At 63.8% G+C, this 21,591-nt stretch carries 23 protein-coding genes; 10 read left to right on the top strand and 13 right to left on the bottom strand.

The features are described from left to right. Positions 1–34: 34 nt before the first annotated feature. Genes VV867_RS05695 through flgB form a run of 5 tightly spaced genes read right to left on the bottom strand, consistent with a single transcriptional unit; the run spans position 35 to position 3,443 of the window. Complete coding sequence (locus VV867_RS05695; protein ID WP_328565832.1) at positions 35–760, bottom strand: flagellar basal body rod protein FlgF; 726 nt, start codon at positions 758–760, stop codon at positions 35–37. Positions 761–769: 9 nt separating this feature from the next. Beyond that, positions 770–1,957, bottom strand: a complete 1,188-nt coding sequence (gene flgE, locus VV867_RS05690; protein ID WP_089393472.1) for a flagellar hook protein FlgE — start codon at positions 1,955–1,957, stop codon at positions 770–772. A gap of 21 nt (positions 1,958–1,978) precedes the next feature. Beyond that, the gene (locus VV867_RS05685; RefSeq protein WP_328565831.1) at positions 1,979–2,644 is read right to left on the bottom strand and encodes a flagellar hook capping FlgD N-terminal domain-containing protein; all 666 of its coding nucleotides are present in this window, start codon (positions 2,642–2,644) and stop codon (positions 1,979–1,981) included. Continuing rightward, on the bottom strand, positions 2,641–3,072 hold the full coding sequence (flgC, locus tag VV867_RS05680; protein WP_275629926.1) for a flagellar basal body rod protein FlgC: 432 nt from the start codon (positions 3,070–3,072) through the stop codon (positions 2,641–2,643). Before flgC ends, VV867_RS05685 begins: the two co-directional genes overlap by 4 nt. A gap of 2 nt (positions 3,073–3,074) precedes the next feature. Beyond that, the gene (gene flgB, locus VV867_RS05675; protein WP_089393475.1) at positions 3,075–3,443 is read right to left on the bottom strand and encodes a flagellar basal body rod protein FlgB; all 369 of its coding nucleotides are present in this window, start codon (positions 3,441–3,443) and stop codon (positions 3,075–3,077) included. Between the two features lie 141 nt (positions 3,444–3,584). On the opposite strand from flgB, the gene flgA reads away from it, so the two are divergent. From flgA to VV867_RS05655, 4 genes are all read left to right on the top strand, one after another. Further along, positions 3,585–4,331 carry a flagellar basal body P-ring formation chaperone FlgA gene (gene flgA, locus VV867_RS05670; protein WP_328565830.1) on the top strand — a complete coding sequence of 249 codons (747 nt, stop codon included), beginning with the start codon at positions 3,585–3,587 and terminating at the stop codon, positions 4,329–4,331. A gap of 972 nt (positions 4,332–5,303) precedes the next feature. After that, on the top strand, positions 5,304–6,200 hold the full coding sequence (gene lafA / locus VV867_RS05665; protein ID WP_109935501.1) for a lateral flagellin LafA: 897 nt from the start codon (positions 5,304–5,306) through the stop codon (positions 6,198–6,200). Positions 6,201–6,417: 217 nt separating this feature from the next. Further along, complete coding sequence (locus tag VV867_RS05660; RefSeq protein ID WP_328565829.1) at positions 6,418–7,251, top strand: winged helix-turn-helix domain-containing protein; 834 nt, start codon at positions 6,418–6,420, stop codon at positions 7,249–7,251. Beyond that, positions 7,248–7,709 carry a hypothetical protein gene (locus VV867_RS05655; RefSeq protein ID WP_109935503.1) on the top strand — a complete coding sequence of 154 codons (462 nt, stop codon included), beginning with the start codon at positions 7,248–7,250 and terminating at the stop codon, positions 7,707–7,709. Before VV867_RS05660 ends, VV867_RS05655 begins: the two co-directional genes overlap by 4 nt. 15 nt (positions 7,710–7,724) lie before the next feature. Here the strand turns inward: VV867_RS05655 and VV867_RS05650 are convergent, their stop codons facing one another. Genes VV867_RS05650 through fliD form a run of 8 tightly spaced genes read right to left on the bottom strand, consistent with a single transcriptional unit; the run spans position 7,725 to position 13,934 of the window. Next, positions 7,725–8,666, bottom strand: a complete 942-nt coding sequence (locus VV867_RS05650; RefSeq protein ID WP_109935504.1) for an OmpA family protein — start codon at positions 8,664–8,666, stop codon at positions 7,725–7,727. After that, positions 8,663–9,535, bottom strand: a complete 873-nt coding sequence (gene motA, locus VV867_RS05645; RefSeq protein ID WP_109935505.1) for a flagellar motor stator protein MotA — start codon at positions 9,533–9,535, stop codon at positions 8,663–8,665. The genes VV867_RS05650 and motA overlap by 4 nt, the downstream gene beginning before the upstream one ends. Before the next feature lie 3 nt (positions 9,536–9,538). Continuing rightward, positions 9,539–10,270, bottom strand: a complete 732-nt coding sequence (locus tag VV867_RS05640) for a FliA/WhiG family RNA polymerase sigma factor (RefSeq protein WP_109935506.1) — start codon at positions 10,268–10,270, stop codon at positions 9,539–9,541. Positions 10,271–10,280: 10 nt separating this feature from the next. Continuing rightward, positions 10,281–10,766: a flagellar basal body-associated FliL family protein gene (locus VV867_RS05635; protein ID WP_275629921.1), complete on the bottom strand. Its 486-nt coding sequence runs from the start codon at positions 10,764–10,766 to the stop codon at positions 10,281–10,283. 40 nt (positions 10,767–10,806) lie between these two features. After that, the gene (locus VV867_RS05630; RefSeq protein WP_328565828.1) at positions 10,807–11,925 is read right to left on the bottom strand and encodes a flagellar hook-length control protein FliK; all 1,119 of its coding nucleotides are present in this window, start codon (positions 11,923–11,925) and stop codon (positions 10,807–10,809) included. Positions 11,926–11,927: 2 nt separating this feature from the next. Continuing rightward, a complete protein-coding gene (locus VV867_RS05625) occupies positions 11,928–12,251 on the bottom strand; it encodes a hypothetical protein (protein ID WP_249920127.1) in 324 nt (107 codons plus the stop codon). After that, positions 12,235–12,630: a flagellar export chaperone FliS gene (gene fliS, locus VV867_RS05620; RefSeq protein WP_109935509.1), complete on the bottom strand. Its 396-nt coding sequence runs from the start codon at positions 12,628–12,630 to the stop codon at positions 12,235–12,237. The genes VV867_RS05625 and fliS overlap by 17 nt, the downstream gene beginning before the upstream one ends. Further along, positions 12,627–13,934 (bottom strand): flagellar filament capping protein FliD, encoded by a 1,308-nt coding sequence (gene fliD, locus VV867_RS05615; RefSeq protein ID WP_328565827.1) that lies wholly within the window; start codon positions 13,932–13,934, stop codon positions 12,627–12,629. Before fliD ends, fliS begins: the two co-directional genes overlap by 4 nt. A 252-nt stretch (positions 13,935–14,186) precedes the next feature. On the opposite strand from fliD, the gene VV867_RS05610 reads away from it, so the two are divergent. The 6 genes from VV867_RS05610 to VV867_RS05585 all read left to right on the top strand — a co-directional run bounded on the left by VV867_RS05610 (position 14,187) and on the right by VV867_RS05585 (position 21,523). Continuing rightward, positions 14,187–14,462: a hypothetical protein gene (locus tag VV867_RS05610; protein WP_146219626.1), complete on the top strand. Its 276-nt coding sequence runs from the start codon at positions 14,187–14,189 to the stop codon at positions 14,460–14,462. Positions 14,463–15,665: 1,203 nt separating this feature from the next. After that, positions 15,666–16,628, top strand: a complete 963-nt coding sequence (locus tag VV867_RS05605) for a proline dehydrogenase family protein (RefSeq protein ID WP_328565826.1) — start codon at positions 15,666–15,668, stop codon at positions 16,626–16,628. A 204-nt stretch (positions 16,629–16,832) separates the two neighbouring features. Beyond that, the gene (locus VV867_RS05600) at positions 16,833–17,894 is read left to right on the top strand and encodes a threonine aldolase family protein (RefSeq protein WP_328565825.1); all 1,062 of its coding nucleotides are present in this window, start codon (positions 16,833–16,835) and stop codon (positions 17,892–17,894) included. After that, the gene (locus VV867_RS05595; RefSeq protein ID WP_328565824.1) at positions 17,891–19,195 is read left to right on the top strand and encodes a hypothetical protein; all 1,305 of its coding nucleotides are present in this window, start codon (positions 17,891–17,893) and stop codon (positions 19,193–19,195) included. The genes VV867_RS05600 and VV867_RS05595 overlap by 4 nt, the downstream gene beginning before the upstream one ends. Further along, positions 19,192–20,415: an MFS transporter gene (locus VV867_RS05590; RefSeq protein ID WP_109935515.1), complete on the top strand. Its 1,224-nt coding sequence runs from the start codon at positions 19,192–19,194 to the stop codon at positions 20,413–20,415. Before VV867_RS05595 ends, VV867_RS05590 begins: the two co-directional genes overlap by 4 nt. After that, positions 20,402–21,523, top strand: coding sequence for an aminotransferase class V-fold PLP-dependent enzyme (locus tag VV867_RS05585; protein ID WP_109935516.1), 1,122 nt, complete (start codon positions 20,402–20,404; stop codon positions 21,521–21,523). Before VV867_RS05590 ends, VV867_RS05585 begins: the two co-directional genes overlap by 14 nt. Positions 21,524–21,591: the final 68 nt, after the last annotated feature.

Here is a 21,591-nt window from a genome sequence, read left to right as displayed (position 1 = left end):
CCGCGCGCGGCGCGGCCGGGTTGTACGGGGCGCGTCAGTCGCGCAGCAGGCGGTCGCCGGCGGACGCCATGTCCTCGGCCGCCTTCATCATCTTCACCTGGGTCTCGAACATGCGGTTCAGGCTCATGGTGGCGGTGAGCTGGTCGATGGACGACACGTTGCTCGCCTCCAGGTAGCCGCTGACCAGGCGCACGTTCTCGGCGGCCTCCGCCGGCTGGCCGTCCTTGCGCACCAGCAGGCCGGCGGCGTTCTTCTGCAACTCGGCGGCCGGGGCGTCGACCAGCTTGATGCGGTCCATCTCGGTCATCAGGTAGTCGCCGCGGGGCATCACCGAGACGGTGCCGTCCTCGCCGATGTTCACGCTGTCGTACTCGGGCAGGACGATCGGGCCGCCCTCCCCCAGCACCTGGCGGCCGTTGATGGTCAGCCGCCCTTCGCTGTCCACCAGCATGCTGCCGTGGCGGGTGTAGGCCTCGCCCTCGCCGTCCTGCAGGGCGATCAGGCCCTGGCCGCGGATGGCGAAGTCGAGGTCGCGGCCGGTCACCGTGAGGGTGCCGGGGGCCATGTCGACGCCGTTGTTCTCCAGGCGCGCCAGGTGCCGGCTGTCGTAGCCGTAGCCGGTCACGTCCACGGCGCTGACGCGCTCCATGTCGGCGCGGAAGCCCGGGGTGTTGGCATTGGCCAGGTTGTTGGCGCGCACCTGCAGCGACTGCAGGGTGCGGCTGGCGGCGCTCATCGCGGTGTAGGCCAGGCGGTCCATGGGTCAGCCTCAGATGGCGCTGAACAGCGCTTGGGTGAGTTCCTTGTCGGTGGTCAGCACCTTGGTGTTGGCCTGGTAGTTGCGCTGGCCTTCCATCAGGTTCACCAGTTGCGCGGTGAGGTCGACGTTGGAGCCTTCCAGCGCGCCGGCCACCAGGTCGCCGAACTGGCCGCCGCCGGGGGCGCCCACCAGCGGGCCGCCGGAGGCCGAGGTCTCGGTCCAGGCGGTGCCGCTGACCGCGCGCAGGCCCTCGGGGTTGACGAAACTGGCCAGCACCACCTGGCCCTGCAGCAGGCGCTGGCCGTTGCTGTAGTTGACGTAGACCATGCCGTCGTCGTCGACGGTCAGGCCGGTCTTGTCGCCGGAGGCATAACCGGAGGCCTTGTTGGTGGTGACGGCGAAGTCGGAGCCGTACTGGGTGGTGCCGGTGTAGTCGACGCTGACCGCCAGGGCGTTCACGCCGCCGGCCAGGCCGCCGACGTTGAGGGTGAAGGGCGCATTCGGCGAGGTCAGCATGCCGGCGCTGTCGAAGCTCAGCGCCTGGGTGCCCACGGCGTTGCCGTCGGCATAGTAGTGGCTGGTCCAGGCGTTGTCGGCGGTCTTCACGAAGTACTGCGTCAGGGTGTGTTCCTTGCCCTGGGAGTCGTAGACCTTGGTGGTGTAGGTGGAGTTGTAGGTGGAGGCGTTGGCCGGGTCGAAGGCCAGCGCCGGCACGGCCTCGTCGGCGTCGAGGTTGGCGACGAAGGCCAGGCTGTCGGTGGGCTTGGCCGGCAGGCTGGCGGTCTTCACCTGCAGGTCGCCGAGCACGCCGGCCTGCAGGTTGCCGGCGGCGTCCACCGAGTAGCCCTGCAGGCGCTGGCCGGAGGCGTTGACCATGTAGTTGGCGTTGTCGGTGTTGAACACCCCGGCGCGGGTGTACTGGGTCTCGCCGGTGGCGCTCTTGACCATGAAGAAGCCGGCGCCGGAAATGGCCAGGTCGAGGTTGCGGCTGGTGTTGGTGAGGCTGCCGCCGAGGCTGATGCTCTGGGTGTTGCCCAGCACCTCCACGCCCATCGCCTGGCTGTCGGCGTAGACGCTGCCGAACTCGGTGCGCGAGGACTTGAAGCCGACGGTGCCGACGTTGGCGATGTTGTTGCTGACGGTATCCAGCTGCTCGCTGACGGCGTTCAGCCCGGTCAGGGAAATGTTGAAGCTCATCGGGTTCGCTCCTGGGCGGGATCAGGCAGCCGCGCTGCCGAATTCGACGATGTTGTAGAAGGGCACGGAACCGGCGCCCTCCACTTCCAGTACCGGGCCGCTGTCGCTGACGCGCACGTGGCTGACCTTGCCGCCGACCTCGACCTTGGGCTTCTCGCCGCTGCTGGTCTCGACCTCGACGCTGTACTTGCCCGGCGCCAGGCCGAGCTTCTGCGGGTCGACGCTGAAGCCGACGCTGCCGGCCTCCTGCGGGCCGAGGGCGAGCCTGGTGACCTCGCCGGTGGCGGCGCTGGTCAGCTTCAGGGTGGTGCTGGTGGAGGCGTGCTCCAGCTGCACCTGGCCATCGACCGCGGCGCCGTTCAGCTGCAGGCTGTCCACCGAGACCATCACCTTCTGCCCCACCAGCCCGGCGGCGGTGAGGTTCTGCAGGTTGTCGGCGAGCACCAGGCTGTTCTTCTGGATGGTGTTGAGGTTCTCCAGGCTCTGCACCTGGGACAGCTGCGAGTACTGGTTGACGAACTGGGTGCTGTCCACCGGGTCGGTCGGGTCCTGGTACTGGATCTGCGCGACCATCAGGGTGATGAAGTTGTTCTGCAGTTGCGACACGTCGGTCAGGTTGACGCCGACGCTGTCGCCGCCGGTGCTGCCGCCATTGGTGGAGCCGGTGCCGTTGACGCTGCTGGTCATGACTGCTCTCCCAGCTTCAGCAGGCCCTGCTGCATGCTGCGTACGCGGTTGAGGACGTCGACGCTGGTCTCGAAGCTGCGGGTGGCCGACATCATGTCGGTCATTTCCTCGATCTCGTTGACGTCCGGGTAGTAGACGTAGCCGTCGCGGTTGGCCAGCGGGTTGTTCGGTTCGTAGCGGCGCTGCGCCTGCGTGCCGGAAGTCACCACGTCGAGCACCTGCACGCGGGCGCCGCCCATGCCGGCGTCGCGGCTCAGCTCGTCGTTGCCGTACACGGCGGCGAACATCGGCTTGCGCGCCTTGTACGCGGCGTCGGCGCTGGAGGCGGCGGAATCGGCGTTGGCCAGGTTGCTGGCCACGGTGTTCAGGCGCACGGTCTGCGCGGTCATCGCGGAACCGGCGATGCGGTAGATGGAGTCCAGTGCCATGCTCAACGTCCTTCGATGGCCTGCCTGAGGCCGCGGAACTTCATGCCGAGGAAGGTCAGGCTGGTCTGGAAGCCCATGGCGTTGCGGGCGAACTCCGACTGCTCCACGCCCTGCTCGACGGTGTTGCCGTCTTCCGACGGCTGGTTGGGGATGCGGTACTTCAGTTGCGCGCTGTCGTCGGCGAAAGCCAGCCCGGCGTCCTCGGCCTGCGGGTCGAGGCGGCGCATCTCGCCGGCGAAGTCGATGTCGCGGGCGAGGAAGCCCGGGGTGTCCTGGTTCGCCAGGTTGGCGGCGAGGATTTCGCTGCGCTGGGTGCGGACCTGCAGCGCGCGCACGTGCACGGCGAGGGATTCTTCTACCCGTATGCTCATCGGTGGCTGTCTCCGGCCTGACTCTTGCTGGCGTCCCCTTCAGCAGGAACCGTGCCTAACTTGAGAACAGCGAGCAAAGCCTTGATTTCATTGACTTGCAGCCAGCATCGGCAACCCCCGGCCGCCCCCCGGCTTCCGCTTTTGCGTCGCCTGGCGGGCCGGGGCGGAAAAAGCCTTTCCGCCCTCTTCCTGGTCCTCGCCGGCAGCCTGGCCAGCCCCGCCACCGAGGCAGCCGGCGAGGTTCGCGCGCAGATCGAGCGGGCGGTGAGCGCGCAACTGGACGCCCAGCTGCGCGAAGAAGCCCGGCGCAACGGCTGGCAGGGCCTGCGCAGCCAGTTCAGCCACGAACTGCTCGGCAGCCTGCCGCCCGCGCCCTGCAGCCAGCCGCTGCAAGTGCAGCGGCGCAGCGACGAGCCCTCGACCCTGGCCCGCCAGCGCTACGAAGTCCGCTGCACCGACGGCGCCGGCTGGTCGGTGACGGTCAGCAGCCAGGCCGACGCCTTCCTGCCGGTGCTGGTGACCGCCGGCATGGTCGACCGCGGCCAGGTCCTGGCCGCCGCCGACCTGAAGCTGCAAGCGCAGAACATAGCCCGCGCCCACCACGGCTTCTTCACCCGCCCCGAACAGGTCATCGGCCAGGGCGCCCGCCGCCGCCTGCGCGCCGGCCAGCTGCTCACCCCCCAGGTACTCGCCAGCGCCCAACTGGTCAGGCGCGGCCAGCAGGTGCGCATCAGCGCCAGCCGCGAGGGCATCCAGGCCAGCACCCCGGGCGAGGCCCTGGCCAACGGGCAGCAGGGGGAAGTGATCAAGGTGCGCAACCTGAGCAGCGAGAAGGTGATCCAGGCGCGGGTGATCGAGGCGGGGGTGGTCAGCAGCACCTTCGAATGAAAGCGCGCGCAGGGCGGATGATCGTTCGCGGTTATCCGCCGTTGGCCGTGTTACCGGAGCGTCCGGCGCGGCCGGTGAACCCAATCGCGGACGGAGTCCGCTCCTACGACGGTGTGTCCCGGAACCGTAGGAGCGGACTCTGTCCGCGATTTGGCGGATAACGCCGCAGGCGTTATGCGCCTCCGGGAGCTTCGCGGTTTCGCATCACGCCGAACGGTTCCCTCTCCCGCTTGCGGGGGAGGGTTAGGGAGGGGGAGCGGAGCCAGGGTTGGCAGAGGTGCGTGAGCGAAGTCCGCCCCTCTCCCCAACCCTCTCCCTGAAGGGAGAGGGGGCCGTCCGAGCAGGCGGATAACACAGCGTCAGCCGGCAAACTCGTAGGGCGAATAACCGTTCGCGGTTATCCGCCGTTAGCCCAAACACCGATGCCCGACGACGATGGCGGATAACGCCGTAGGCGTTATGCGCCCTACGGTTTTCCAGAGGAACATCCAAGCGCACCGGAACGCCCCTTCAGAAGGCCGAGCGAAACCGGCGCTCAGGAGGTCATGCGACATGGATGTCGCGAGAGCCCCGATGGGCTACAGGGACGTACCCTCGGGGCGGGCCTCCGTGGCGGGGGAGTTCGCGAGGGTAGCCCGGCTTCATCGGGCCCGTATGGCGGGGCAAGCCTTTTTGGTTACTTTTGTGGCGTTTGACAAAAGTGACTCGCCCGAGGGGGCGAAACAAAAAATCTCCGCAGACTCGGAGCGGCGCGCTACACCAAGCCCCAATCCACTGGTTTCCCGCGTTCGCGGGAATGACGATTGGTAGAGAGGTGCGCAAGCCCAAGGTTAGCGATCAAGAGCCAGACACCACCTCCCCCGAAAGAATTTCTCGAACCGGCCCTTAAGCGACTTTCCACCCCAGTCGCCCTACCCCTTCAGCAGGCGATCAAAGCCGGCTTTACACAAGCCCAATCCGAGGATTCATTCCATGGCTCTGTCGATCCATACCAACTATTCCGCCCTGACCACCCAGACCAACCTGAACAAGACCAACGCCAAGCTGGCCACCAACCAGCAGCGCCTGGGCACCGGTTACCGCGTGAACAGCGCCGCCGACGACGCCGCCGGCCTGCAGATCGCCACCCGCCTGGACGCCCAGTCCCGCGGCATGGCCGTGGCCACCCGCAACGTCAACGACTCCGTGTCCCTGCTGCAGACCGCCGAAGGCGCCTTCAGCGAGATGACCGACATCGTCCAGCGCATGAAGGACCTGGCCACCCAGTCCTCCAACGGCACCAACAGCTCCAAGGACCAGGACTCCATGCAGGCCGAGTACGACGAGCTGGGCAAAGAGCTGGCCAACATCATGAAGAACACCAGCTACGCCGGCGACAAGCTGTTCAGCGACGGCACCGAAGTCGACGGCAGCAATGGCAAGTTCTCCGCCTCCATCAGCTTCCAGATCGGCGCCAGCAGCGCCGAGACCCTGGCGGTGGACGCCTCCACCAACCTGACCGACGTCGCCACCAAGCTCAGCGACATCTCCTCGGTCTACGCCGCCAGCGGCGCAGCCACCGCCGCCAGCGGCAGCGAACTCAGCGCCGCCAGCGCCAACGGCATGATCGACAAGCTGAGCACCGCCCTGGACAGCATCGGCACCCTGCGCGCCCAGTTCGGCGCCAACATCAACCGCCTGAACCACACCGCCAACAACCTGGCCAACATGAAGGACAACACCGACGTGGCCAAGGGCACCATCATGGACGCCGACTTCGCCTCCGAATCGGCCGCCATGACCAAGAACAGCATGCTGATGCAGTCCGGCATCTCCATGCTCAAGCAGGCCGGCCAGATGCCGGGCATGGTCATGTCCCTGCTGGGCTGATCCGCCCCTCGCAGCTGACCGCCGACAAACGCCCCGACCCGTTCGGGGCGTTTGTCGTTGGGCCGGGAAATCCCGTGGCGCAGACGGTGCGGGCAATCTGTCAAGCAAGAAAGGTACAGGAATGGGACTTGTCTCTATATTTTATTGACGCCAGAATGTCGCCCCTCTGCAACGAACCCCTTACGAATTCGTACAAGGACGGACTGCCGGCCCCTACATGGACATGATTCAGATCACGCCCGTCGCCGACGCCCGCCCCCTTCCCGTCCGTATCATCCGTACCGGCCTGGCCGATGGCTGCCTCGCCCACTTCCAGCCCGAGCTGTACCAACTGGTGCTGCAGCGCGAGGGCTTCGAGGAAAAGGTCGAACTGGGGTTCTCCGGCAGCCGCCTGCTCGAGCGCCTGCTGCGCCAGCCCGGCGAGGTGGTGGCGCGCGACGAGTTGCTGGCCCACGCCTGGAGCGACCGGGTGGTCGGCCAGGGCAGCCTCAACCAGCAGATCTACACCCTGCGCCAGATCCTCGGCGACGAGAAGCGCCGCGAGATCATCCAGACCCTGCCGCGCCGCGGCTACATGCTCAACCCGCGCTTCGCCGTGTGCGCACCGGTAGAGGCCGAAGAAACGGCCACCTCCGGGCAAGTGCCGGCCACGCCCCCCATGCCCGCCAGCCCGCACCGTCGCTGGTGCAGGCCCGAACTGCTGGCCGTGGCGGCGCCCGTGCTGCTGGCCGGCGTGGCCCTGGCCGCCACGCTCCACTACGGCCTGCAGCGGACCCAGGGCCTGCGCGCGGACCTGGACATCGGCAACAAGCATTTCACCTACCTCGACGCGCGCCCCCAGGGCCTGGCCCAGCTGCGCGAGCGCACCGGCGCCCTGAGCGCGCGCCTGGCCGCGCTGAGCGAACGGCCTGCGCATTTCACCCTGTCGCGCCATGCCGGCTTCTACGAATTGGCCTGCAGTACCGAGGACGCGTCCACTCGCCTGCTGCTGATCCACCAGGACCAGCTCGCGCGCCTGGCCGACGACCAGTTGCGGAGCTGCCTGCCATGAAGCGCAGCCACCTGTTCGCCGGCAGCGCCCTGCTGAGCCTGGGCCTGCTCGCCGGCATGGCCGCCACCTGGCTCAACTACCGCTCCGCCAGCGAGTTCGATGGCCGCTACCACAGCAGCGGCCAACTGGTCCTCGCCGACGGCCGCAGCCTGCGCCTGGAGCACAGCCTGCTGCTGCGCGACGGCCACTTCTATGCCGTGACGCGCCAGGGCGACACCGTGCAGAAGACCTCCGGCAGCGTCGAGTCGGGCTTCCTCGGCCACCTGCGCCTGCGGGTGGAAAAGAGCGAGCTGGCCGAACTGCAGCAGGCCGCGCAGCTGGACAACGAGCTGCTGTTCAACCTGCTCTACGGCAGCGAGAACGACAGCCTGCTCAACCTGCAGCCCCACGGCGACTGCCTGCTCGCCGAGGAAACCCGCCAGCTGTATTGTGCCGAGCGCTTCGCCGGCGAGCCCTGAGAGCCTGATAACCGCTCAAGGCTTGGCCGCAGCGCCCTGCCCCGCGCTGAACTTCGCCCCGTCGGAACCGACCTGCACCCGCGCCTGGTCATCGCTGAACAGCTGGCGGTACAGCTGCTCGGCGCTGTCGGTCAGCAGCAGCAGCTCGATGCGGCGGTTGGCGCCGTTCTGCGGGTCCTCCGGCAGCAGCGGCATGCCGTCGGCCTGGGCGGTCACCTGGAGCACGTTGCGCGCCGGCAGGCCCGCGTCCACCAGCACGTTGCGCGCCTGCAGGGCGCGGTCGCCGGAGAGGTTCCAGTTGTTGTAGCCGTTGGCCCCGCGGTAGGGCACCGCGTCGGTGTGGCCGCTGAGGATAAGGCGGTTGTCGACCTTCGCCAGCACGCCGCCCAGAGCCGCCAGCAGGGTGCGGAAATGCGCGTCGAGGGTGGCGCTGCCGCGGGGGAACATGAAGCGCTGCGGGTCGTCCTTGATCAGCACGCGCAGGCCCTGGGGCACCACCTTGACCTCGATGTTGGCCAGCGCGTCGGTCTGCGCGGAGACCGCGCGGATCAGCGCCGCCAGTTCCTGCAGGTCGACGCTGGAGTCGTAGTGGCGCGGCTCGCTGGCCTCGCCCGGCTGCTTGCCGTCGACGCTGGCGCGGCTGCCCTCGGGGGTGCGCGGCGGGTTCTGCGGCTGCACCGGCATGGGCAGGCCATCCAGCTCCACCGGCGTGCGGCTGGAGCCATCGAACACCCCGGCGCCGCCGTCCACCAGCGGGTTGCTCTGCAGGTCACCCACCGCCGGGTTCTGCATCACGCTGCGCGGCTGCACGATCCAGAGCACCATGAACAGCGCCATCATCGCCAGGGTGAAGTCGGCGAAGGCCACCTTCCAGGCGGAGCTGTGCTCCTCGGCGTGGCCCTTCTTGCCACGCCGCTTGATGATGACCTCGTGGTTCTGCTCGCCGCGCCGCCTCATGCCGCTTCCCTTTCATCCTCGTACTGGTTGACCCAGGTCTCGAGCTGGCGGAAGGCCGGCTTGACGTCCTGCTCGATCAGCTTGCGCCCGGCGTCCACCGCCAGCAGCGTGGGCTTGCCGGCAACATGGGCGACCAGGGTGGTGCGCACGCATTCCAGGGCCGACAGCTCGGTCTTCACCCGCTGGGCCATGGCGTTGGACAGCGGGTCGAGCACGCAGTAGCAGAAGAAGATGCCGAGGAAGGTGCCGACCAGCGCCGCGGCCACGTGGGCGCCTACTTCACCGATGGTGCCGCCGATGCTGCCCATGGTGATGATGATGCCCATGATCGCCGCCAGGATGCCGAAGCCGGGCATGGCCTCGCCGACCTTGTGCAGCGACTTCGACGGCTGCAGCAGGGCCTGCTCCATGGCGTCCAGCTCCTGCTCCAGGAAGCCCTCCAGCTCGTGGGCGCTGATCTTGCCCATGGCCATCAGGCGGAAGTTGTCGGCGATGAAGGCCATCAGGTTCCTTTCCTGGAGGATCAGCGGGTAGCGGGCGAACAGCTCGCTCTGCTCCGGCTCCTCGATGTGCTCGTCGAGCACCTTCAGGCCGCCCACCTCGACCATCTCCAGCAGTTGGTAGAGCAGCATCAGCAACTGGCGCTGGAACTCCTCGCCGCGGCGCTTGTAGACGAACACGCCCTTGATCTGCACGAGCATTTCCAGCAGGACCTCGCGCGGGTTGGCCACCACCAGGCTGCCCAGGCCGGCGCCGAGGATGATGAGCACCTCCGCCGGCTGCCAGAGCACGCTCATCTCGCCATGGGCCATGGCGTAGCCGCCCAGGACGCAGGCGACGATAATCAGCGCGCCTATGATTTTCTGCATGATTCAGCTTCTCTCGCTCAGGTAGCGGCAGGCCTTGCTCAGCGCCTGCTTGCTCAGTTGACAGACCCGGGCGTCGCTCACCTCGAGCACCAGGGCGATTTCCTTCAGGCTCAGCTCGTGCTGGTAGTACAGCGTCAGCACCAGGCGCTCGCGCTCGCTGAGCTGCGCCAGGGCCTGGGCCAGCATGCGCTCGCGCAGCACCCGCGCCTCCAGCGCCGACTCGCCGTCCACCAGGTTCTCCAGGCCCTCGCCCAGCAGCGCGTCGAGGCTCTCGATGGCCTCGCAGGATTCGGCCTGCAGGTAGTCCTGGTAGCCGCGCTCGTCGAGCCCGGTGTGGGCGAGGATCTCCTTGTCGCCAGGCGTGCGGCCCAGGCGCCGGGCCAGCTCGCGGATGCTGTCGCGCACCTTGTGCGCCTGCAGCCGCACCTGGCGCGGGCGCCAGTCCTGGCGGCGCAGCTCGTCGAGGATGGCGCCACGGATGCGCAGCACGGCGAAGCCGGCGAACTGCTCGTCGGGCGTGCCGTAGCGGCGCAGGCTCTCCAGCAGGCCCATCAGGCCGATCTGCTCCATGTCCTCGCGGTCCAGCACCTGGTTGGCCTGCAGCGACAGCTGGCTGACCACCCGCCGCACCAGCGGCAGGTAGCGCATCAGCCATTGCTGCTCGGCGCCCGGGGCGAAGGCCGGGTGGCCCGCCTCGGCGGGGTTGCGGTAGTCGAGGGCGCAGTGGGCGTTCATGGGCGGGCCCCTATTGCACGATCAGCTTGCTGACCAGCACGTGCTGGAAGGGCGCGGCCACCTTGCGCGTGGCGAAGTCGGCCAGCAGCACCTGCTCCAGTTCGCCCTGCAGCGCCGGGATGGCCTTGGCCCGCAACTGCTCGTAGGTCAGCGCGGAGAGGTGCGCCACCGCCGAGTTGCGCACCATGGGGTCGATCTGCTGCAGCTTCTTCTGCTGGGTGCCCAGCTCGGCCTGCAGCACCAGGTCGAGCACGAAGTAGTGCTCGCGGCCGTCGCCGCCCGGCAGGCTGACGATGATCTTGTTGACCGGGAAGAACTCGTATTCGCCGGGCGCTTCCTCTTCCGCCGCGGCGCCCTGCTCAGCGCCGGCGGCCTCGCCGGCCCTGGCCTGGGCGGCCAGCAGCGGGCGCGCCAGGTACCAGGTGCCGGCCACGCCGCCGGCGGCGATCAGCAGATTCAGAACAGTGAACAACAACATGATGCGGCGCATCGTCATGACGGTTTTCCGATCCTCGGTTTCCATGGGTTGCCCGGCGCTAGACGGTGACCAGCACGTCGCGCGGGCGCAGGCCGGCGTCCGCCGCCGCCCCCTGCTCCGCCGCCGCGCCGGTCGGCGCGTCGTCCAGCCAACTGGCCGGGCGCCCCTGTCGGGCCTGTTGCTGCTGCGCCTGCTGCTGGCCGGCGCGGCCGTCGGAGACCTGCACCTCCACCGGCTGCTGGCTGGCTCCGGCGATGTCCTGGCGCAGGCGCTCGGCGCCCTGCTGCAGCAGGCGGGCGACGTCGCCCTGGGCCGCGTGGATCTGCACCGTCAGGCCTGCATTGTCCCGGCTCAGGTAGATTTCCAGGCGCCCCAGCTCCGGCGGGTCCAGGCGGATGGCGGCGCTCTGCTGGTTGTGCCGCAGCTGCAGCTCGACGTTGTCGCGCAGGGCGTTGAGCAGTTGCTCGCCCCAGCGTTCGGCCGGCGCCTGCAGGCTCAGCTGGCGCTCGGGCATGTGGCTGGCCGCCAGCGGCTGGGCGTCGTTCGCCACGGCCGGGGCGTTGGGCGGCGCCGGCGCGGCGGGCGGCGGCACCTGGCCGGCGAGCTTGTCGAGCTGGCTGTGCAGCAATTCGTCGGCAGCCGTTGCGGCCTTCGCCGGTGGCGCTTCCTCGGCCTTGGCCGGCAGGGCCAGGCTCGGCAGCGGCTGGCCCTGGGCCGGCGTCGGCGTCGGCGTCGGCGCAGCCTCGACCATGCCCTGGGGCAGTTGCGGCAGCGGCAGGTTGGCGGGCAAGCCACGGGATATCGGGGCGCTCGCGGCATCGCCGGCCTGGCCGGCATCGCGGGCCTGCAGCGTCACCTCGCGCTGGCCGAGCATGCTGGCCAGCCACTGTTCGGCGCCCGGCAAGGCGCCCAGGCTCGGGTCGGGCTGCGGTTGTGCGTCCTGCGATACGGCCGGGTCGGCGGGGGTCGATGGCATTTCCGCCGGCGCTTCGGCCGCTTCCGCGCCCTTGGCCAATTGCGCGGCGAAGGCCGGCAGCACCTCGCCCGCCGCCTCCGAGCCGCCCCTGGCGACAACACCTTCGACCATCTGCCCGGCGCCCATGGCGGGCACGGCCGGCAAGGGCGCGTCCTTGCCCGGCGCGGCATCCGCGGCCAGGCGGCTGTTCAGCTGCAACACTGTCATCTCCCGGCCAGCAAGCGGTCTATCTGCATGTAGGCGGAGCGCCCTTCGGCGTACTCCAGGTGGCTCGCCAGCAACTGGCGCAGGCGTTCCACCTCCTGCGCGCAGGCGCGCCGCGCCTGCTCGTGCAACTGCTGCAAACGGCGCTTGGCCTCCATGCCGGCGGCGTCCAGCGCGGGGCCGGCGGCCAGGCGTTCGAGCAGCGCGCGGATGGCGCCGTCGACCTCGCCCAGGTTCGCCCACTCGCCGCGCGCCAGCACCTCGCCCAGGCGCGCGTGGAGGCTGCGCAGCGCATGCACGCGCGGGTCAGCCACGGGCGGCATGGACACCGGCCCAGCCTTCGCGCAGGGTGCCGAGCAGGCCGGCGACCTCGTCCAGGCCCTCCAGCGACAGGTTCACGCTGACGTCCGAGAGGCGGTAGATGCAGTAGTCGTAGAGCCGCGCCAGGTCCTGCACCACCTCCCCGCCGGCCTCGTAGTCGAGGGCGCTGGACAGGCCGTTGAGGATGTTCATGCACTTGTCCAGGGAACGGCCCTTCTGCTGGAAGCGCCTGGCCTCGATATGCCCGCGGGCGCGGGCCAGTTCGTCGAGCAGGCCGTCGAACAGCACCAGCACCAGCTCGTAGGGCGACGCCGCGGCGGCGCGCGCCTCCAGGTCCGTGGTGCGGTAGCTGTCGTAGCCTTCGTTCATCGAATAGGTCATGTGAACATGCTGGAGGTCTGGTCCATGGAATTCATGACTTGCATGAGGTTGGTGTACTGCTTGAGGTAGCGCGAGTAGGCGTTGTTGTAGCGCGTCTGCAGGGCATCGAACTGGTCGTCGATGTCGGCCAGCTTGTCGTTCAGGCTGTTCACCCGCGAGGTCAGCAGGCCGCTGGTGGAGCTGGTGTAGGCCTTGAGCGCGCTGTCCAGGCTGTCGATCAGGTTGCCCTTGCCGCTGAACAGTTGCTCGAAGCCGTCGGCGTTCTGCGCCAGGGCCTTCTCCAGCTTGCTGCTGTCGAGGGTCAGCTTGCCGCTGCTGTCGGCGCTGACGCCGTAGCCGATCAGGTTGACGCCGCCGAAGCTGGTGCGGATCAGGCCGTTGACCGCCGACCTGATCGCCTGCACCGCCGAGTCGCCGGCCAGCGCGCCGCGGCTGGTGGTGCCGCTGCCGCTGGCGGTCAGCGTGCCGATGGTGCCCATCAGGGTGTTGTAGGCATCCAGGAAGCCCTGCAGCTTCTTGGTGGTGGCGTCCTTGTCGCGGCCGATGTCGAGGCTCAGCGGCGCCTCGGCCGGGTCGCTGACCTTGGTGAAGGTCAGGCTCACGCCGTCGATGGCCTTGTCGAAGGTGTTGCTGGCGTTGCGCAGCTCGATGCCGCCCTGCCCGCCCAGGTAGACGATGGCGTCCTGGGCGCTGGAAAGCTGCTTGCGGCTATCGATGGAGCCCTGCACCGCGGCATTGCTGCTGGACAGGCTGATGGCCTGGTCCTCGCCGCTCTCGTCGCTGGTCAGCACCAGGTTCACCGTGCCGTCGCTGCGTACCAGGGTGGCCTTGACGCCGGTGTTGTCGGCGGCGCCGTTGATGGCCGAGGCCAGGGCGCTGAGGCTGGTGATGCCGCTCATGTCGACCTTGAAGCTGTCGCTGCCCTGGCCGATGGTCAGCTCGCCGCTGCCCAGGTCGCCGTCGCTCAGGCCCTGCAGGGCCACCTGGTCCTTGGAGGCCAGCTGCTTGACGAAGAACTGGTAGCTGCCGGAAACGGCGGTGGAACCGACGCTGGCGGTAGCATAGCCCTCGGCGCTGAAGGTGGCGCTGTTGACCAGCATGTTGCTGGCGCTGCTGGAGCTGCTGCGCAGCCCGGTCACCGCCGAGGCGAAGCTGCTCAGCGCCGACTTCAGCTGGGTGACCGCGGACAGCTCGCTGTTGTAGCTGGTCTTGTTGCGGTTCAGCCGCGTCTGCGACGCCTGGATGTCGTACTGGGCCAGCTGGGTCGCCATCTGCTGGACGTAATCGGAATCTATGGTTGCCATGGTCGGGTACCCCTTTGCGAGCCTGGGAGCAAGTTCGGTGCCAACGCCCGGAAGGCCCGTATTCCGGGGACTCCAGCCGGCAGCGAAGTGAAAGGATGCTTCCGCCTCGTGGAACCGGAAGGCGAGCCGGAAAGGGCCTTTCCGCCTGCCGGCGCGGGAGCTGCTTCCCAGTCAAGGCGACCGGGTGGGGGTTGGAGTTAAGCGGAGATTTGGGGCTGGGTTGAATGCGAGTTCCGGCCCCCTCGTTTGGCGGTGAGTTTCACCTGCCAAGGCCGGCGGCTCGGAAAGCTCAACGACACCTTTTGGCGCGTCTTCGAAATGTCCAAACACGTCGGCATCGCCTTTCTGACCGTGGACGCCAAAAACGACCGCGCCGCCACGTGCTACGAATGGCTAGGATTCAGACCATTGATTAATACTCCACTCCAACTGGTCTCTTCGACCACAACCTTCCTCGACGCGTTTCGAGAAAGGGAAATGCAGGACCAAGTTCAAGCGCTGGCAACCACCGAAACCCCGACCTTCTGAAGCCTCAGCCAGTCGGCCAAAGGCATGAGAGGGACGGCCCGAAAGGGTGCCCCCCTGACAGGTCCTCCGTCAGGGCCCGAGACGCAGCACGGTGGCCCGCCCTTCGCCTTCTCTGGCGTTAGGACCGCCACTCTATTCACAGAACGTATACGCCCCATAGGACACTTCCAATACTGATAGTCCCTCGCAAAAGCTCGCCTCCTTTCTTTGACTGCCATCTGACGACATCACTGCAGTACTACAGAAAGTGCAGGAGAAATGACAAGAGTAGGTCTGCTAGAACTCAGAGTCGGGACATGTCTCGCCACAGGGCACCAAAGTATGCAACCGGAACCCGGAGTCATTGTGCGGGAGTGAACGCTAGGTGGCCGGAACCTAAAGAAGCCACCGCCTTGGAGGATGTGAGTACTGCTACGCAAAAGTTATCAAAACCAAACCATCTGACTCCTCACCGACCTGAAATGAAGAGCAGTACGCTCCGTACTCTGACCTAGATCGGAATGGCTCACACTAGAACTCTTGGCAGTCATGCCGAAGGCAGAGTGCCAAGTTTTACAGACTCGTTTCTGCAGCTGCAATCTAGCCGGATTCACTACCCTGCCAGCGCGCCTCGCACTGGACACGAATCTTCAACACCGTAAACGGACGTTGACTATGGAATTGCTGGGTAACCTACGCCATATAGGAACCGTGCACCCTGCAATATCGCCACCCCCGCAACTGATGATCGAATGGCTACTGTTCAACAAATGGGCATCCGAGGTTGGCTCACACCCTGGGCCAAGGCAATCTCACTCGTGAGAAGTTCTTCAACAGCAGGCACGCGGCAAGACATAGAAATGCCGTACAGAAAATTCATATTCAATATAAAGATTTTTCACCAAGAGCATCTATAAGATTCCATTTTTTCTGCTTTTCGCCCCCCGCACAGATGCCCAGCCAATAACGATTTCGATCACAGCAACCCATTGAAACACACAGGAAAATCAAAATAAAAAGGCAGCACACCTACATCCCCCTTCTTGTACGACTTCATTTCTCGAACCACCGAAGAGACTAGACAGCTAAATTAACTCCTGCTTTTATTCCATTGCACCATTGAGCTGACTCATGACCGTTGCTGTTGGATGCTTTATCGATTGTTGAGAATTCGTCTAAGCGTACTGAGAAGTGCACTATCGCCTTACTCAAGGAGAGAGACCGATGACTCCCCGCGAAACTTGTATCCTTGCCGCTGCGGCCCTGAAAAAGCTGGCCATGAACCAAGCCTGCAGGGAGGCGTTCTCTAAAGACTCTTTGTTCTTCAAGTTGTTCGCATCTGCTGCGCAACGCTATCTTCTTGCCGCAAACCGGGACGCGCTGCTGCCAAAACTGAACGTACTGGCTGAGAAGGGCTATGCATTGAGTGTCGAGTACGTCGGCGAAGAGAATGCCGACTCGGCAGTAGTACAACGCTTCATCAATGAGTACCTGACGTCGATCCAGCCATTCGCCGATGCAGGGCTTAAACCTCAGTTGAGCTTCGACCTTAGCGCCGTTGGCCTCGCCCTATCCCAGAACACCGCCTACAAAAATGCGGCAGCCATCATCTCAGCAGCTGCGGCGCACGATATGCCTGTCATGATCAGCATGGAACGTGCCGCCTCAGTAGACCGGATTCTGGAAGTGTATGGCGAATTGGCGCCTGTCCACGCAAACGTTGGCGTGACCATCCAAGCATATCTACACCGCACCCTCGACGATCTGCCGAAAATCCTTCACTACGGACGCAAAGTCAGGTTGGTCAAGGGAGTCTACAACGAGCCTGAGGCGGTCGCGCTGCCTCGCGGCGAAGCCCTGGATCAACGCTACTTGGGGTTGCTGGATATGGCCTTGGGGGCAGGTGTGCCCGTCAGCTGCGCGACCCAGGATCCCGCCCTGATCCCCCATATCCTGGCCAAGTCGCGTCATTCAGCAAATATTGAACTGGAGATGCTCCACGGCGTGCAACCCACCTTGCTGCGCCAAGCCAGGGAGGCAGGGTTGCCCTGCCGTATCTATGGAGTCTATGGCGATAGCTGGTACCTACACTTTCTGCATCGCTTGGCCGAGTCCCCGGAAGAGATTCTAGGTGCGCTGGCTGACTTCAGCGATCCCTCCCGCGTGGTATTCGCGGCCGGTTACTGAACCTGCTGTGTTTGCCCACGGACTGTAAACAGAGCCCGATCTGATGTTTGCATTCCTTGTTATTTTAAATAGAACGGATGGCATCTATCCCTCCAGAATTACTGCGTGCGTCGGCAGATGGGGATGAGCCGACCATAACGTGAACACATCGCGCGTGCTACCGCACAAAAAGTATGCCGCTCACATTACAGAAAGGATGTACACATGTTCATTGACCTTAGAAGTGATACGGTGACTAAACCCACCAATGGCATGCGCAAGGCAATTTACCTAGCCGAGGTTGGTGATGACTGTTTCGGCGAGGATCCTAGCGTCAAGAATCTGGAAGAATATTGCGCAAATTATTTCAAAAAGGAAGCGGGCTTATTTACGACCGGAGGAACCCTGAGCAATCAGCTGGCAATTAAGACCATGACGCGCCCCGGCGATGAGATATTCATGGACGCCTCCTACCACATTAACTTCTACGAGGCAGCATCGACTTCTGCCTTTTCTGGGGTGAACTTTTCCCTGACCTGCCATGACGATGGTTTATTCGATGTCGCGGATTTACAAAAATTGTACGCGTCGAAGTGTCGCTGGAACCAGAACTACGCGGTGCCACGGGTGATCGTCGTAGAAAATACACTGGGTTGTAAAGGCGGCGGTGTGTTCCCTCTGGAACAGATGAACCAAGTTTTTACCTATGCCAAGAACATCGGCGCATACCGTTACCTGGATGGTGCACGGATTCTCCACGCCTCAATCGCCACCGGTATGGATGTCACCTCCTTTACCGACAATGCCGATCTGATGTCCATGTGCCTTTCCAAAGGGCTAGGAGCGCCAGTCGGCTCAATCATGATGGGCCCGCACGAGCTTATCCAGCAGGCCAGAAAGTACCGAAAGTGGTTCGGTGGTGATCAGCACCAGAGCGGAATGATGGCCGCCGCGGGCTTGTATGCCATGCGCAACCACATCGAACGGCTCGCCGAGGACCATGAACATGCGGCACTACTGCACAAAGAACTCAGCAGCGTGGAGGAGGCACGCTCGGGCTACAAGGGCACCAATATGGTCACCTTAGACATCTCTGCCTTGGGAGTGACGCCGCTGCGTTTTGCCGAACTGCTTAGAGAAAAGTGCGTGGGAGTTCTTCCCTACAATGACAGGGAAATCCGTCTGGTCCCTCATATCAATATCGACCGCGCGCGCATCCTCAAGGCCGCTGAGCTGATCAAGACACAGGTGAGCGAACTCGCCCATGCGGTGGAGGGCGTGAAATGATCTTCAAGAAGAATGTGGTGTTAGTCGTAGATGCCTATTCGATCGGCAGCCTGATTGCCCCAGCGTTCATGTCCCGTGGCTATGAGTGCATCCATGTACGCTCGACGGATAAAGTCAACACATTCTATGAGTCCTGGTTTCGCGAAAATGACTTCATCAGCGATTTCCTCTATCAGTCCGATACTGCGCTGAAAGAGGCTCTGACTCAATACAACGTGCAGTTCGTTCTGGCGGGTTGCGAGTTTGGCGTCGAATTAGCCGCGCATCTAGCAGATTGTTTTAAGGTGGCACGCCGCAACGACCCGGCGCACGCGATTCGCTGGAGAAATAAGTATGAAATGCATGAAGCACTGAAGAATGCCGGCGTTCGCTCCATCCAGCATTTTAAATCGACAGACCTACAGCAGATCCAGGAGTGGATCGATCAGCACGATCTCTTCCCAGTCGTGCTAAAACCTCTCAATAGCGCGGGTTCCGACAATATTCACATCTGCACTCGAGCAGACGAGGTCACCCAGGCGTTCGAGACCATCAAGGCTAGCCGTACCATTTTCCTGACACAGAACGAAGAAGTGCTCGTTCAGCAGTATCTGGAAAATTCCGATTTCCTATCAGAACTGAAGCCGGAAAAAAGTCCCAATATCGATATCGAATATTGCGTCAATACGGTCAGCGTGGACAGCCAACACTTCGTCAGTGAGATCATACGTGTGTATCGCACCCGTATCGGCTCGGCACCGGTTCACGACTATAACCAACTTATGTGCCCGATCGACAACCACGACATCTACAGCCGGCTCTCCGAGTACATCTTCTCCGTGCTGGATGCCTTGGGTATCAGGCAGGGGGTCGGGCACAGCGAACTGATGATCGTCAACGATCAGCCCGTGCTACTTGAGACAGCCGCGCGCTTGCCAGGGGGGATCGATCTGTCGGCTTATACACAGGCGCTAGGGCATAACCAGCTCAACCTTTGGGTGGAGTCGCTGCTCAATCCGCAGGGTTTCCTGGAATACCGAGCCAAACCTAGGAAGAAGCTGCTCTTCCATTCCAGCTGCGTTTTTCTAATTGCCCGCACAAGCGGCGAAATCAGGCAGCTTCCCGATATCACGGTGTGGCAACACATCCACGGGCTGCACAGCATCAAGATTCAGCATGAAGGTGTGCTCAACGAGACCAACTCCCTGGAAAACTCGCCAGGCCATGTGTTCATCCTGGACAAGGACCGCTTAGTTATTCATGACAGCATTCGACTTTTACGCGAGGCCGAGCCGGCCATCTATCAGGGCATGCTGAAATGAAGAACAGTAGCTCCGAACTAGGGCTGGCCGAGGGCGGGGTATACACAGCACCAGTGAATCTGTTCCTGTCTGCGACCTTCATCCTTACCCTGGCACGCGCAATGACGCTGCCCTATGTCGTGGTCTATTGTGCAGAACGATTCGGTCTGGGCGTCGCCGACGTCGGATTAGCGCTGGGGGCGGCTCTCATGGCGAGTTCCCTCTTCAGCCTGTATGGTGGATTTCTGGTCGACCGGTTCTCCAACTACCAAATCCTGCTGACTGCGGGAGGGCTGTTCGCCTTGGCGTTTGGCACTGCCTATTGTACCGATTCGCTGGTCGCGTTCTTCGCGGCGATTGTGATGGTGAACCTTGCCTACGCGGTCATCGACATCGCCATAAAATCCGGCATCGCCGCCCTAGTGGTCGCGCAAAAACGCGGGGCAGTGTTCTCGGTAAAGTACACGCTCACCAATATCGGTTTTGCCGTGGGGCCCTTTCTGGGTGTGCTACTGGCTCAATTGAGCCCTGGCTTGCCTTTCGCGGTAGCAGGATTGGTGGGGACGCTGTTCGTTGCGATCTACGGGTTGCTGGGCGAGAAGAGCTCCGCGACCGTTGCCCCCCCTTCGCAACACAACGGCTTTCTCAATGTGTTGAATTACCTGGGCAGGGACTATCGGCTAGTGTGTTTCACCTTGGGTGGATTACTCAGTGCGATCATCTTTGGCCAGTTCTCGGCATACCTGTCGCAATACCTGCTGGTGACCAGTAGCCCGGAACAGACTTACCAGATCATCAACTACTTGGTCACCACCAATGCCTGCGTGGTGATCGGCCTGCAATACCTGGTGGGCTCGCGTATTAACCAGGCCAATTTGTTCCTTATGCTGTGTCTCGGGATGCTGTTCTTCCTACTAGGCCTGATCGGCTTCAGTCAGGCAGACGGAGTGCTCGTGTGGGTTATCGCCATGGCCGTGTTCACGATCGGCGAGATCATCATCATTCCTACCGAATACCTGTTCATCGACTTCATCGCCCCTGAAAACCTGCGTGGCGCTTATTACGGCACCCAGAACCTGTCGAATTTGGGCGGGGCCCTCGGGCCGATGCTTTGCGGGGTGGCGCTTTCGCTATACCAGCCGCAGGTCATGTTCTATCTGCTGTGCCTGTGCGTACTACTGGCGCTAGGTTTCTATTACATGGGCTACAAGTCCAAGGAAGGCGCGCATGATTCACTTTAATACGGCTGGAGCGGGCCTGCTGTCAGCGCAGGCTTTGCAAGCGATGCAAACCTTCCTGCAGGCCGAGAGCGAGCAGGGAGCCTACGAGACCGAACTGGCCAGCGCCGAGGTGCTGGATCACGCGGTCTATCAGAACATTGCCCGCCTCCTTGGGGCGCAGCCAGCTGACATTGCTCTGTTCGACAGTGCAACGAAAGCCTGGGTAACTGCGCTGGATGCACTGGACTGGCATTGCGGTGACCGCATTCTGATAACGCCCTACGAGTATGCAGGCAACCTGATCGCACTGGATAACCTGCGCCAACGTCATGGATTGATGATCGAGACTATCCCCTTACTGGATAACGGCGATCTTGACCTGGCTTGGCTCGCAAGATACATGCGCGATAACGTAAAACTGGTCTCGGTGGTGCACGTGCCATCGTGCTGCGGGATCGTCAATAACGTGGCGGCTATCGGCAGACTACTGCGTGGCTATCCCTGCACCTACTTCGTCGACGCCTGTCAGTCGGTGGGCATGTTGCCGATCAATGTCCAGGAGATCGGTTGCGATGTCCTGACGGCCGCCGGGCGCAAGTTTCTCTGCGGCCCCAGGGGCACCGGTTTCGCCTGTTTGTCCGCAGCATTTCGTGCCCGTGCTAGGCCACGTTTTACCGACCTGCACAGGGCAACCTTCAGTCTCGATAGCGGGGTGACCCTGGATGTGCAGGACGCCCGTTACTTTGAATACGCGGAGCGAAACGGCGCCACGCTGATGGGGCTGAACGTTGCGGTTCTGGAGCGGCTGCAGGGCGGATATGTTGATGATTGCGAGGCTTATCGCTTTCTCGTGGAATCGCTCAAGGGATATGAAAACCTGCAGCTCATCATACCGGGCGCATACCAACGCGGGATAATTTCATTTTTCCACGAAAGCATATCGGCACCAGAAACCGTCGGTTTCTTCCGCAGCCGAGGAATCAACTGTTGGCCAGGGTATGCCTCCCATACGCCTGGCTACATGACTGGCCGGGTCCCAGCGCGCTTCGTACGTGTCTCGTTGGGGTGCACCAATACCATTGCGCAGGCTGAGCAGTTTCTGCGTTTACTTCAAAGCATGAGTCGTTGAATGCAGTGGCCTGTATACCGGCGCTCGACATACTCGTCGTGTTAAAGCGGCTTTTTGGCTGATCGTTA

Source organism: Pseudomonas sp. JH-2, from assembly GCF_036231725.1.
In the GTDB taxonomy this organism is placed as follows: Bacteria; Pseudomonadota; Gammaproteobacteria; order Pseudomonadales; family Pseudomonadaceae; genus Pseudomonas; species Pseudomonas delhiensis.
The sequence above is the reverse complement of the archived record's forward strand: the minus strand, read 5'-3'. Positions and strand labels throughout refer to the sequence as shown.

What these genes read in the sequence shown, in the direction of transcription:
- VV867_RS05595 (WP_328565824.1), top strand. Translation starts at nt 17,891, where the DNA reads ATGATCTTCAAGAAGAATGTGGTGTTAGTCGTAGATGCCTATTCGATC.
- VV867_RS05605 (WP_328565826.1), top strand. Translation starts at nt 15,666, where the DNA reads ATGACTCCCCGCGAAACTTGTATCCTTGCCGCTGCGGCCCTGAAAAAG.
- flgB (WP_089393475.1), bottom strand. Translation starts at nt 3,443, where the DNA reads ATGAGCATACGGGTAGAAGAATCCCTCGCCGTGCACGTGCGCGCGCTG.
- VV867_RS05650 (WP_109935504.1), bottom strand. Translation starts at nt 8,666, where the DNA reads ATGAGGCGGCGCGGCGAGCAGAACCACGAGGTCATCATCAAGCGGCGT.
- VV867_RS05640 (WP_109935506.1), bottom strand. Translation starts at nt 10,270, where the DNA reads ATGAACGCCCACTGCGCCCTCGACTACCGCAACCCCGCCGAGGCGGGC.
- fliS (WP_109935509.1), bottom strand. Translation starts at nt 12,630, where the DNA reads ATGACCTATTCGATGAACGAAGGCTACGACAGCTACCGCACCACGGAC.
- VV867_RS05660 (WP_328565829.1), top strand. Translation starts at nt 6,418, where the DNA reads ATGGACATGATTCAGATCACGCCCGTCGCCGACGCCCGCCCCCTTCCC.
- flgE (WP_089393472.1), bottom strand. Translation starts at nt 1,957, where the DNA reads ATGAGCTTCAACATTTCCCTGACCGGGCTGAACGCCGTCAGCGAGCAG.
- fliD (WP_328565827.1), bottom strand. Translation starts at nt 13,934, where the DNA reads ATGGCAACCATAGATTCCGATTACGTCCAGCAGATGGCGACCCAGCTG.
- lafA (WP_109935501.1), top strand. Translation starts at nt 5,304, where the DNA reads ATGGCTCTGTCGATCCATACCAACTATTCCGCCCTGACCACCCAGACC.
- VV867_RS05695 (WP_328565832.1), bottom strand. Translation starts at nt 760, where the DNA reads ATGGACCGCCTGGCCTACACCGCGATGAGCGCCGCCAGCCGCACCCTG.
- motA (WP_109935505.1), bottom strand. Translation starts at nt 9,535, where the DNA reads ATGCAGAAAATCATAGGCGCGCTGATTATCGTCGCCTGCGTCCTGGGC.
- VV867_RS05685 (WP_328565831.1), bottom strand. Translation starts at nt 2,644, where the DNA reads ATGACCAGCAGCGTCAACGGCACCGGCTCCACCAATGGCGGCAGCACC.
- VV867_RS05625 (WP_249920127.1), bottom strand. Translation starts at nt 12,251, where the DNA reads ATGCCGCCCGTGGCTGACCCGCGCGTGCATGCGCTGCGCAGCCTCCAC.
- VV867_RS05655 (WP_109935503.1), top strand. Translation starts at nt 7,248, where the DNA reads ATGAAGCGCAGCCACCTGTTCGCCGGCAGCGCCCTGCTGAGCCTGGGC.
- VV867_RS05585 (WP_109935516.1), top strand. Translation starts at nt 20,402, where the DNA reads ATGATTCACTTTAATACGGCTGGAGCGGGCCTGCTGTCAGCGCAGGCT.
- VV867_RS05590 (WP_109935515.1), top strand. Translation starts at nt 19,192, where the DNA reads ATGAAGAACAGTAGCTCCGAACTAGGGCTGGCCGAGGGCGGGGTATAC.
- VV867_RS05635 (WP_275629921.1), bottom strand. Translation starts at nt 10,766, where the DNA reads ATGACGATGCGCCGCATCATGTTGTTGTTCACTGTTCTGAATCTGCTG.
- VV867_RS05600 (WP_328565825.1), top strand. Translation starts at nt 16,833, where the DNA reads ATGTTCATTGACCTTAGAAGTGATACGGTGACTAAACCCACCAATGGC.
- flgC (WP_275629926.1), bottom strand. Translation starts at nt 3,072, where the DNA reads ATGGCACTGGACTCCATCTACCGCATCGCCGGTTCCGCGATGACCGCG.